Source organism: Erythrobacter sp. MTPC3 (assembly GCF_042854385.1).
In the GTDB taxonomy this organism is placed as follows: domain Bacteria; phylum Pseudomonadota; class Alphaproteobacteria; order Sphingomonadales; family Sphingomonadaceae; genus Erythrobacter.
This window is the reverse complement of sequence record NZ_BTGP01000009.1, coordinates 196,294-207,309: the sequence shown is the minus strand read 5'-3', so window position 1 is coordinate 207,309 and position 11,016 is coordinate 196,294. Positions and strand designations below refer to the sequence as shown.

11 protein-coding genes are annotated in these 11,016 nt (G+C 58.8%); 4 read left to right on the top strand and 7 right to left on the bottom strand.

Annotated features, from left to right (window positions below):
* Positions 1 to 93: 93 nt before the first annotated feature.
* Both ACGHU1_RS13395 and ACGHU1_RS13390 read right to left on the bottom strand, forming a co-directional pair.
* On the bottom strand, positions 94 to 627 hold the full coding sequence (locus ACGHU1_RS13395) for a hypothetical protein (RefSeq protein WP_390587726.1): 534 nt from the start codon (positions 625 to 627) through the stop codon (positions 94 to 96).
* A 271-nt stretch (positions 628 to 898) separates the two neighbouring features.
* Positions 899 to 1,468 (bottom strand): hypothetical protein, encoded by a 570-nt coding sequence (locus ACGHU1_RS13390; RefSeq protein ID WP_390587724.1) that lies wholly within the window; start codon positions 1,466 to 1,468, stop codon positions 899 to 901.
* 474 nt (positions 1,469 to 1,942) lie between these two features.
* On the opposite strand from ACGHU1_RS13390, the gene ACGHU1_RS13385 reads away from it, so the two are divergent.
* Positions 1,943 to 2,506 carry a hypothetical protein gene (locus tag ACGHU1_RS13385; RefSeq protein ID WP_390587722.1) on the top strand — a complete coding sequence of 188 codons (564 nt, stop codon included), beginning with the start codon at positions 1,943 to 1,945 and terminating at the stop codon, positions 2,504 to 2,506.
* 700 nt (positions 2,507 to 3,206) lie between these two features.
* Here the strand turns inward: ACGHU1_RS13385 and ACGHU1_RS13380 are convergent.
* The 5 genes from ACGHU1_RS13380 to ACGHU1_RS13360 form a co-directional block, all read right to left on the bottom strand.
* Positions 3,207 to 3,782, bottom strand: coding sequence for a hypothetical protein (locus ACGHU1_RS13380; RefSeq protein ID WP_390587720.1), 576 nt, complete (start codon positions 3,780 to 3,782; stop codon positions 3,207 to 3,209).
* 96 nt (positions 3,783 to 3,878) lie between these two features.
* Positions 3,879 to 4,673 carry a hypothetical protein gene (locus tag ACGHU1_RS13375; protein WP_390587719.1) on the bottom strand — a complete coding sequence of 265 codons (795 nt, stop codon included), beginning with the start codon at positions 4,671 to 4,673 and terminating at the stop codon, positions 3,879 to 3,881.
* An 11-nt stretch (positions 4,674 to 4,684) separates the two neighbouring features.
* Positions 4,685 to 5,350 carry a hypothetical protein gene (locus ACGHU1_RS13370; RefSeq protein WP_390587717.1) on the bottom strand — a complete coding sequence of 222 codons (666 nt, stop codon included), beginning with the start codon at positions 5,348 to 5,350 and terminating at the stop codon, positions 4,685 to 4,687.
* 104 nt (positions 5,351 to 5,454) lie between these two features.
* Positions 5,455 to 6,339, bottom strand: a complete 885-nt coding sequence (locus tag ACGHU1_RS13365; RefSeq protein WP_390587716.1) for a hypothetical protein — start codon at positions 6,337 to 6,339, stop codon at positions 5,455 to 5,457.
* Between the two features lie 81 nt (positions 6,340 to 6,420).
* The gene (locus ACGHU1_RS13360; protein ID WP_390587714.1) at positions 6,421 to 7,308 is read right to left on the bottom strand and encodes an exonuclease domain-containing protein; all 888 of its coding nucleotides are present in this window, start codon (positions 7,306 to 7,308) and stop codon (positions 6,421 to 6,423) included.
* Between the two features lie 603 nt (positions 7,309 to 7,911).
* On the opposite strand from ACGHU1_RS13360, the gene ACGHU1_RS13355 reads away from it, so the two are divergent.
* The 3 genes from ACGHU1_RS13355 to ACGHU1_RS13345 are packed head-to-tail and all read left to right on the top strand — an operon-like array spanning position 7,912 to position 10,893.
* Complete coding sequence (locus ACGHU1_RS13355; RefSeq protein WP_390587712.1) at positions 7,912 to 9,675, top strand: hypothetical protein; 1,764 nt, start codon at positions 7,912 to 7,914, stop codon at positions 9,673 to 9,675.
* Positions 9,668 to 10,399 (top strand): hypothetical protein, encoded by a 732-nt coding sequence (locus ACGHU1_RS13350; RefSeq protein ID WP_390587710.1) that lies wholly within the window; start codon positions 9,668 to 9,670, stop codon positions 10,397 to 10,399. Before ACGHU1_RS13355 ends, ACGHU1_RS13350 begins: the two co-directional genes overlap by 8 nt.
* Entirely contained in the window at positions 10,396 to 10,893 is a 498-nt protein-coding gene (locus ACGHU1_RS13345) for a hypothetical protein (RefSeq protein ID WP_390587708.1), read from the top strand. Before ACGHU1_RS13350 ends, ACGHU1_RS13345 begins: the two co-directional genes overlap by 4 nt.
* The last annotated feature ends 123 nt before the right edge of the window (positions 10,894 to 11,016 follow it).

Genomic DNA, 11,016 nt, shown 5'->3' with positions numbered 1-11,016 from the left:
CTTCGGCCCAGTTTCTGCCTTCAACTAACGCGCTGGCCGCCCCCGCGCCCCCACTTTCAAGATTTATCGACAATAGGAAGGGACTTACGGAATTTACGCGGTGACCGAGCGTTCTGGTCCAGTTGCTAAGTCAGCCCAGTTTAGGCGCAGCGTGTCGCCCTTGGTTTTGGGAAGAGCTTTGCGATCAATCAGCCTGCCTTGGACCTCAAACTCGCTGTCAATCTTCACGATAAGCACCTTGCTGAAATTGCGCTTCAGGTTGAGGGTGATGGTGTCGTTGCTCTTGAACGGCGTGATGGTCTTTATCTCGACAAAGTCATTGCCGAGCTTTCCGTCCGACCCTTGCGCATAATTGCGGTGAAGTTTGATCCCGTGAGTGATCGCGCCGTAAAGCTCACCCAGATCGCCGTAGAGCTGCAAGTGACTGCCGGTGAGATCGTGGTAATCCTCAGCCACTGCGAGCAGATTTTGAAAAATGGGCACTAAATCTACATCGAGGTGGGGGAAACGTGCTTCGAACTCCAATCGCTCCAGATGCGAGTTGATCTCGGACCAAGTGATCCATTCGCCATCGTCGTAGAAAGCGTTGTCATCGTTCCACATAACAACCGGGTCCTGCATCATCATCCCGCACGATTAGACGTGGACTGGTAAATGCCCTCTTTCACACGGAAGAGAATTGCGAAGATCTCGACAGCGACCGTTGATGTCAAAACATGATCCTGAAGGGCTTCTCAGTCACTCTGGTTCGAGTTCAGAAGATTGAAACTGCCGAACAGCAGAACTGCGCAGCGCTTCGTGCTTGCAAGCGGAGGAGCGAGCCGCACAGGCCGGAGGACGACGATTTGATTTGACTCATTACATGAAGCGTCGTGCGCAAGCCCTCAACGTGGCTCATTCAATGGATCGAAGGGGATGATGACACAACACGACCGTTGCCGCGTTGCCAGAGCGGCCTTTGAGACTTGTAGCCTGCCCTCTTCCTTGCAGCCCTGCCCAAAGTGCGGCTCACACCAGTTCGACGACCGACGACTACCCCTTGGGTTTCTACGCGCTTGATTCCGAAGCGAAAAGCGTCTCGAGGGCTGATGCCTTTGAGGAGATATTTACGAGCCGCCACGCTGTTGCGAACCCTATGGATTTTGACAGCGCCATCTGGTGCCGGGTCGTGGTTCTCAGCGCGTATGCGCGAACCTTTTCCTTTGTGCTCAAGACTTGTGATCCAGCGCGGCACCAGATCCTTGAACTCTGCTACCAGTTGCTCAGGAACGTGGACCAGCCAATGCACATGGTTCTTTTCGCGCGCGTATGCGTGATGCGGCGCGATTGAGATACCCAGCTGCTCGCAGCGAGTCCTCAGCCAACGGCAGAAGCGCTGATTTCTGAGCTCAGCGAAGTGGTCCTTGCCGGTTTTCGTAAGGTTCCACTGAATGGTGACCATCAAATTCAGCGCGACAGGTGCGCTCACATTGGATGGCGGACACCCATTCCGAGACTGCCACCCTCCCTGGGGAAGCGCAAATCGGCATGCGTGGTAAAGAGCTCTTGCAGCTGCAACGCTGATAAAGCTCGTCGTCTTCATTTTCGACTGGGGTTTTGGCTGCATTGTGCTCATCTCGTCGAGTTTGTTCCTGCGGGTCTACATACGGCTAGAAGGATGGTTTTCTTCGAAATCCAAACGCCACGAGAATGACTGTCCCAGACCAGGACAGTATTACCGTCAGATCGCAGAACTGACACAACATACAGGCCGTCTCTGGCCACCACTTTCGGAATGTGCAGCCAGAAAATCAGTAGCAGGATTGAGCGGGCCCGCGCCAAAAAAATACATTTTTTACAGACAGATATGAGGAGTGAATCAGGAAGTTGGAAAGGAAAATATCCAGCTTCGGGTTCGACATCCCTCAGCGCGGCAAAGCCGCCAGAAAAAAGGAAGTTTGAAATGTATAACCTGACATCCACAACGCCCTACCTGCACAGCGCAAACGCAATCCTGCGAGCAATCGAAGCAGAATTCGCGGGACGGGCGACGAGGCGCGGAAAAACGCTCGACGCGCTAGTCATGGGCGGCCCAAAGCTCACTGACCTCGCGCGATACGACCTCGCCGAATACGCCTTCGAGCAGAACTGGGAACTGATCTATGTGGAGATAAGCCACGATCAGGCGGACGACCCGCTTTACCTCGAACTCACCTATTTCGAAACCTATGGCTCAATGGATACCATCGTCCACGAACGCGGCTCGATCTGGAAGGGTAGCACGCGCTCCCAGCCGCGCCTCGTCTTCCCGGGCGGCAAGCAGATCACCGCAGACTCTAATGGGAGGATGCAGATCCGGGACGGCGAGTCCGCCTATCACGATGAAGGCTTCGACCTCGCTTATCGCGATCTGTGCAAGCGGGTGACGAATTCCGATCGGGGCATGCCGGTCACGAGCTGGATCAACGAAACGCCGGTGATCTACGACTTCCAGACCCTGCCCCGGGCATTCGTCCCTGTAGATTGAATGGGATGAAGAGCGTGAGGGGCGGCTAGCGCCGCTCCTCACGCGCGCCTGCGCGCGCGAAAACCCGACGAAGGGAGGGTTTTTTGAATTTGGGGGTAGAGGGGAAAAGGCGGAGGCCGGGCCCGGCCCCGCGGCTTCGCCGTAACCTTGCGGGATTTAAGAAACGGTTAAAGGGAAGGAAAAAGTTTGCCTCTTAGGGCCGTCAGCAGGGGGACGCAGAAAAAGGCCTGCGTCCCCCACGGCGCCGGAAGGCGCCTACGGCGTCCGCCTAGGGCGGACGCGCCCGACAGGTCATCCGTCGGGCTTTTCCTTTCTCCACTCTTGAATTCAACTTGTGCCCAAGCATGCGAAGCGCTCGTGATTTTGTATTTCTCATTTCAAGAATTCCTTTGCGCCGGCGGCGTCTGGAGATTTTTCCTTTCACCGACGATTATCAAAATCGTCGTCTGTCCAAAGGATCTGGAAACGGTCGCTATTGCGCCGTGCCGGGTGCCCGGAAGGTCACCCGGCGAAGGGCCGCCCTGCCGGGCGGCGCCTTCCCGGGCCGGGTTCGCGAATGCGAAGAGGTCCCTCAAATAGCGCGCCGCTGCCGCGGCTCTTTTTAGGGGATCGAGATTACATTGGTTTCTCTGGCAGGGACCACGCTCCGCGCCCGAGTGCGGATCCAAAAAAGGGGCGGAGCGCTGCCGCCCCGCCCGGATCAGGCCAGCACGGATCGTCTGGCCTCTTGAAGACATTGCCACGCTTCGAAACTGGCGAGCAGCCGGCCACGCTCTGTGGAAGCACGTCGTGAGAACAGATAACAAATCCACGCCGCCTGCGCCTCAGCTCCGAGCTGGCGGATACGTGCGAGCGGCGACGGATCTCGAGAAGGGAGCCGGACGTTCGCCATGCCAGCGGCATTCCTCAGAAGGTGATCGGGCACAGATACTTGGACCTGGGTCCGAAGGCCGGATTTTGGCACGTGCTCGACCAGCTGGCCTGCATCGGCGCTGCGCTCCAGCCCGATAGTTGGCCAGAGCTTACGATTAGAGTTGAGTATGAGCGCCAACGTGTCGGGCGTAAACAAGGGTTGCAGCCGCTCGCGCAAGGCCTCCGGGCGATATCCCGCACCAAAACCATGGGCATGAAGTTCGAACCGCGCTTCACCTCGACGAGTCTGTTCGACAACGAACGCGCCAAAACCGAACGGGAACGGCGGCTGTCCGAGCGCAGGTGGAGGCAGAAGGGAAAGTGCTATCATCCGGTCGGGAATGATCAGCGGGTGTTTCATCATTTTGGTGCTCCTCAATGCACGAGCGAGCGGTCGCCAATGGCGCCGCCCGCTCGGGAGAAATCGGTTTTTGTAAATGGTGGCTGAAAGGCCGCTCAGCTATCCGTCAGGCTGTGACGGCTGATCAGCGAGAGCAAGCTGCAGGAAGTGTTCGCTCAGGGCCTGCGCGCCTTGCTCGTTCGCGAGCGAACCCCAGGGCTGCCAGCGCTCTACTCGTAGGGCCATCCAGGCGAACAGCCGGTCGCGTGCATGGGTGTCGGGCAATTCGATCGCCCACAGCGTCCTCGAGAGTGGCATGTTGCTCCCGATTCTGGCACCGAGCAGCTTGATTGCCGCCCTACCCTCCAGTGTATCGCGCACGAACCGGAAAGGCAGGTCTGTGGTGCGGGCTTCAATCTCCGCAAGCACGCGCTCGCGATATTCGCGCGTGGCACCCCCATCGAGGCCGCGAGTGAGGCCGAGTGAGCCAAGGCCGATCGGAAGACCCGCATAATCTGTCGAACGGGTCGAAGCGAGCATAAGCAGGACCGCCCGGCCTTCGGCCGTCAGGCCGTAGGCTCCACGCTCCGTGAGCAAACCGACGGCTTCGAGCCAGTTTTCGTAATGGGCGCGCAGCGTCCACGATCCCTCGCAAAGATCCAGAACCCGCTCCTCGATAGGCACGAGGTCCCGACTATGCGCGGCAAGGATCGTGAGCATGAATTCGAGCTGGGAATCGATGAGTTCCGAATAGCGACCCGGCATTCCGAGGCGACCGTTCCAGAGGCAATGACGCACGCTTTCCCAGCGGTTGCCGTCTTCATCGATGAGGTCATTCCGACCCGGATCCACGTGAAGCCAGTAGCCCCAGGGGAGGCTGGCATTCCGGCGGTCCTGGTAAGCACGGTTGTCCATGTTCGCCTCCATCACGCCTGATCTTCGTCGATGGCGCGAGAGCCGATCTGCAACGGCTTGCTGCTTCCCTCGACAGGTCGATGCGTGAACGCTTTCAGCGCGCGCGCCAGATTGCGGACTTCATGGAACACGAAATGCATATCTCGATACACCTCGCCTTCCTCGCGGTGGCGATGGGGCTTCATGCCGACTGGAACCAGGTCACCTGAATGAGATGTCCGGAACCCGAACCACCACTTGTCGTCATGGTGATCTTCTCCTGGCGCGTGGCTCGGTGTCCCCGTCGGTCGGATATGACACACGCGGACCGCCTCGGGTCCGTATTTTCGGCAAGGTTCGGCGTAATCGACGCAGCCATGGCAAACATTGCGCACGGCGCGAGGAAGGGCGTCATGATTGTAGCCATGAAGCGGATGATCAGGATCGACGGAGACGTAGCCGGACAGCGTCGAATTCTCCTGTCGCAGGATGATGCAGTCCAGTCCGGTCTCATGGTCTTTCCAGGCGATCTTCTCGGGTTCGTCAGACCAGGGTCCACGCTCCGTTGGTTGCCGCTCTGGCAGGCGGTAGAATTGTTCGGGCCGGATTTCCGTATCAGCGATAGCGAAGCGTTGCTGCAGCGCAGGAGCTGTCGATTTCGTCCGCGCAAGCGCCTTGGAGGTCTTTCTCTTGGGCATTGGTATTCTCCATTGAAAAAGGGCCGCCACACGATCGTGGACGGCCCTGGAAGGTTGACGGGGTATCGAAGGTGTCCGCGAGAGGCGGTTGGCCAGTGCGATGTCTACGTGACGGTCTCTCCTTCCCGGATCACTGAGTCAGCGGCGTGATAGACCGAGCCTTTCAGTCGGCTGCGAGCATGCCGCGCCCGCACCCAAGGCTTGAGCGTGCGGGTCACGAACTCGCTGTTGGGTTGTGCTGCATGTGCCGCATCGACGATGGCGAGATCGGTCGCCATCTGGTCGCAGGTGATTTGTCCGAGAGCGACCCAGTGACGCACCGCAAGGAGCGCAGTCGCCAACGTATCCGCGAGGCACTGTTCTCGAACGGGTGTCCACTCACCTCTCTCGACAAGTTTACCGATGGAACTGGCGGCTATCGGCTTGGCTGGAATTGAGAGTGCCGCTGCATACTCACCGAGGTGCGCGTTATCCGCCAAGCCCGCCACGGCCCGACACAGATCAACGCGTTCGCCTGCGTGCGGCGAGAGGTTGCGCAACTGCTCGGGAAGGATAAGGCCATTTTCTGTAGCACAACGGCGCAGGACTGGCAGATCGCGGAACTCTCCTCCCCACGTGACGAATGAGGCCCGAGGATCGGCGCGTAATGCCTCGAACAGGCTCTCAACGATGCCAACCTCGTTACCGTCTTCCATCGTCCGGATAAACGGCCCCTCAATCCGCGGGCTTTTCTCGCCGGCGACGAAGTTGAGAGCAATCCAGCTCGACGCCGCGATCCTGTCGAATGGCCATCGGATCGGCGCTGCATCCTTGCCCTCTTGGGTCTTGTATCCATGGTGTCGTGATCGGTCCCAGAGAAACTCGAAATCGGCGACGATGAGAGAGCGAGTTGACCTGCCCTCTTCGCCGCTGTTGCGGGCTGCGAAACTGCGAGCCTGCTGTTCGAGGTCCTGCACGAGCTTGTCCATGCGGTCTGACTGATTTGTCATGGCGATATTCCTTTTCGGAAAAAGCAAAGGCCCGCCGGTCGGCGGGCCTTGCTGGTTGAGTGTTGGATTGGGTGGAAGGGATCAGCGGTGCCGCTCGTGGGCGGTTACGGTCCTGAGCGTCGGCGCCGACAGCCCGTTTCGGTAGAACCAGGCCTCCTCATGCGGGATGAGCTTTTCCTCGATCTCCTTCTCCCACACCCGCTGCGCGGCGTTCCAGCGGTATTGGCGTGCCTTGAGCACATCCTTCTTGCCGATCGGCGCGCGGGTCGCCTGCACCAGCACGGTGGTGCGATCAGCACCTTCGAGCAGACGCTTGAGATGACTGCGTTCGGGGTCCTTGCCCCAGCCCTGCCGGCGCTGCTGGAGAAGCCAGAACAGCGACCAGACATCGTCGCCAGCACGATGCGCGTTGCTGTGCCATCCTTCTTGCGCGAGCAGCCACTGCTGGGCGCGTCCGTCCATCCCGGCCCGCAGCCAGTCGATGTCCTTCATCGAGCACGCCCATGCGGCGCCCTTGAGCTTGGGATAGCGGCGCTCCAGCCAGCTGACTTCGAAGGCGGCGTGATGCGCCACCAACAGGTCCGCGCGGTCCAGCATCGCGAGCACCTCTTCGTCGGCGATCTTCCGACCAACGAGGTGATGGTTCGCAAGGCCCGTAATCCAGGTGATGCGGGGATCGATCTCGACCTTCGGATCCTCCCGCCACACCCGTGGCGCGATGTGGTTGAGAACCTCACCATTCTCGCCGACCCAGACGAGCATGATCGCAAGTTCCATGATGCGATCGTTCGCGGGATCAAGGCCACTCGTCTCGAGGTCAATCAGCGCCACGCAGCGTGCGTCGGATGGCGCGCCTTTCGGCACATTCGAATAGGGCCGAGGAACGGCCCGCAGGACGCGGTAATTCGGGTCCGTTGCAAGGTGCCGTGCGACGTCCTCGTTTTCAGGATTCAGGTGTTCGATATTCATATGATTTTGCCTTTCGGTTCGTAGTCGAACCGGCGAGGCGAAGGCCGAGTGTTTCACACTCTTTTCCACTCACCTCGCCGGTTCAACCGGCAGGTCCTTCTGAAGTTATCGAAATGAGATTCGGCCCGCAGCTATCAGCGGTAGGGTCCGCTAAACCCCAAGGTGTCGCCACACCGCCCCAGGCCATGGCAGGCCGCACCACGCAAGGAAGCTTCTCAAAGCTGACGTGCGAGCCCTTGGCGAGCTATACTCGTCGGACCTTCAGTCCGAACGAGCGCAGCAAAATGGTTCGCGCCACTGGTGCATACCATTTTGCGGTATTGCGCATAAAAAAGCAGGTTCGATAGATTTCGGCAAAAGTCTTCGGAATGGCTTGAGGTGACCGTTCCGAACGGTCCGAACGAAATCGTTCGTATTGTATTCCGCATGCATTTGAAAATTGCGTTCGGATCGGAACAGACCCTCCCTCCCAAACGATTTTCCAGGTCTAGTGCGAACTCGAGCAGTGTCGACAAGAGGATAATCAGGCCTTTTCCTTGGCTGCTTCAAAAAAATTTGCGACCGTGTTTGGGCTCGCGAAATTCCCATCCTAAAATTGCGAGCATGGAACAATCACCTCTTGAAACACTGCTTGGCGAAGCTCTCGAACAATGCGCTCAGGACTTTCCCGAAGTGAAGCGAAAACTCGATGCGTTCAACGCCGCGCTTGAGCACATCGATGAGCGCGATGAGCATGGAAATCTCACCCGCAGGGCACATGATAGCAGACATTATCTGCGCAGCGAATTGCTCGATATGCGGCCCTATAAACGGGCCAAGCGAGAGGTCGAAAAACAGCTGCGAAAGGCCCGGGCAAAGGCCGAAAGCGCCATATCGAAAGCGCTGGTCGCCCATGTGGTCTATCATCAGTGGAAGCTCGAATACGACCTCCTAAGCGACAAGGATGATGGCACGAAACTCGTGCCCAGAAGCCGAGAAGAGCACACGCGCGACAGCATCGCCCGGATCGCCGAGCCCTTCGTGATGGACCTGATCGCGCGAGGGGTAACACCGTCCGCGATCGCGCGGCGCAGGGCCAGCGAGGCCGATACTATCGCCTCGCTGGTTCAGTGGGGGCACGACGATCCTGATTATCAAGATCCCGACAATCCCTGGCTAGCCGCGTTCGATGCGGGGCTATGCGAAGCCTATCGCACCGGCCTGTCGGAAGACGGCGCGCGTCTGCTTGATCTTGCCATGGGTCTACGCGATGAGAAGGCTGCCAGGCTCATTGCAACCGCGCGCAAATTCCTCCCGGAAGAACTGTCGGTAAGCACCGGCGTAACGCTCGGAGCAGCTCGCCTCATGGAGGCGGCACACACGCTTCCGGACGGGCTTGCGCAGGCTTATGCCGATGCCTTCGATCTCGTGCGCGAAAGCGATCTCGAGCGGATCGGCAAGATCCTGGGTGTCGAAACGGACGAGGACCGGCGCAAGCTGCAAGTGCTGGTGAACTTCATCAGGCAGCAAGAGCACAAGACCTATCCCGATCTACCGACATGGCTCGAGATCGATGTTATGCGCCGTGTGATCGACACCGCCCATGCCGATACGCGCCCGGCCCACGAATGGGTCGGCGACGTTACCGACAAGTTGTCGCGCCTCGCGGAAATCTTTGGGGACCGACTTAACAGCGAGGATGCCTTCTACGCGCTACTGCATGCCGCGATGCGTAGCAGCCAAACGCATGCCCGCTTCGAAGAACAAGCCGATGCGCGCGCTTCAAAAGACGCAGAATTGGTGCGTCTTCGCAGCATCAGGGATGCGGTAATCGAAGGGCACCCGTTCAAACTGGACCGGTTCGGATATCCCGTGCGCGACGGTGAGGACGGTTACGAAAACTCAAGTTCTGAGATCTTCACCGTCACGACGGTGCAGCCTGTAATTCGGCATGATTGGGATAGCGATGTGGACGCGCATAGTCAGAAGCCTTCCAGCGATATCGGCCAAAACGATGAAGTCAGCGATCTTGCGCGGACTGTATCGACCGACGGTCTTTACGGTCGCGAGCCAGAGCCGGATACCGAGAGCGAGGGTGTCTCGCCCGATCGGATCAGCTTGACGTCCGACGATCATGGTCAAAGCCCAGCCACGCCTACCCATATCAGCGGCCGAGACGCTGTCGCCCCCTCTGAACCGAACACCCCTGAACAAACTTCGACTCAACCTGGAGGGCCGGAAGAACACCGGTCCATTGCCTCCGAAGGAGGCGATCGCAAGGCGCCACCTGACGACGAATCGACTTTCGCAAGGCCGGATATCGACCGCCTTTCGGACAGGCTGCCCTTCTACGATTTCGATAACGAAGAGGACGACTGGAATGACTAATGAACTTGTTACCGTGGATGCCGCTACCCTCGCGCTGCGCCAGGATCTGGAGCGGCAATGGGACGATGAAACGGCGTTCCTTACCCTCGATCCATCGGGAAAAGCGCACATCGCGCCCACCATTTTCCTGGCCAAGCGAGGCGGCGGCACAGGGGCGAGCACCTTTTGCCTCGTCCTCGAATATCTCCTCGCTGTAGAAGCGCTGATCATTGAGGTCGGTGGCAATTCGTGCGCCGCCTTTAGGGATCGTGGCCCCGACCGGCATCGCCATTTTGCCTCGCGCGAACAGGACCGCGTCGGCAAAGCGTTGAACGCCAGGCTCGACAATGCCGGCCGGATCGCCATCCTCGAGTTTGAGCCATCTCTATTCAGAGACACGGTCAAAATTGCGGCGAGTATGAAAGCGATTGTTGAAGGCGCGACGGTGGTATTGTTCTACCTCGCGGGCCGCCATGAAACCGCATCGTCCTACCGCCATAAGGCGCTCGAAAAGGGACTGCACCAGGTCTTCATGTGCCACCAGCCAACCAGGGCGCCAGACCAGCGCACGGCCGGGTCTATCTATCTGCCTTGGCTCGATCCTGACATCCTCGACCCCATGCATGCCGAAGCGCTCTCGCTGCAAGACTCACTTCGCGAATGTTCGGGCCTCTGGACCAAGGGCGAGGCGCGTTTGAACCTTGCCGCGTTCGCCAACACCATCTCCGAAAGTCGCGCGCCATGACCTATCTCGAATCTCTCTGGACCCGCATGTTCGGGCAGGCGATCACGCCGCTAGAGGAATCTGTCATGAAGTCGGTCTCGCAACGCGTGGATCGCGATGCGCAAGTTATGACGCTGGCGGCGATCCTTGTTCGGATGCTCTACCTCGTGCTCCTCGAAAACAAGGCGAGCCCTTTTCATATCCTGGCGAACTTCGGTCAGGCGATGGAAGAGAACCGCCAGAAGACAGTGCTGATTACGGAAACCTACGAGCGTCTCCAGCGAGACATTTCCGGACTGAGCGGGACCATCCATCGGGCCGAGAAAGCGTTAGCGGAAGCGCGGGAGCTGGCCGAAGCCAAGGTCGGGTATCATCCCATGTTTGGTTTTGTCCCGGCGGAAACCCGTGCCGAAGTTCATAGCCCGAAAGCCCGACATTTGGCGCTACTATTCGGGGCTTGCTTCTCGGGTATGTTTCTGGGTTGCGCGACTTGCTTCATGATCTTTGTGCGGTGATCTGATGCATGCTGATAAAATAGTCCGAAACCTGCCAGCGAGTGTGCGAAGGTCGTCGTCACGACGTTGGTCGAGGGCCGGACATCCAAGCCGCTGGAAGATTTCAGATGCGAGGTTGTAGCG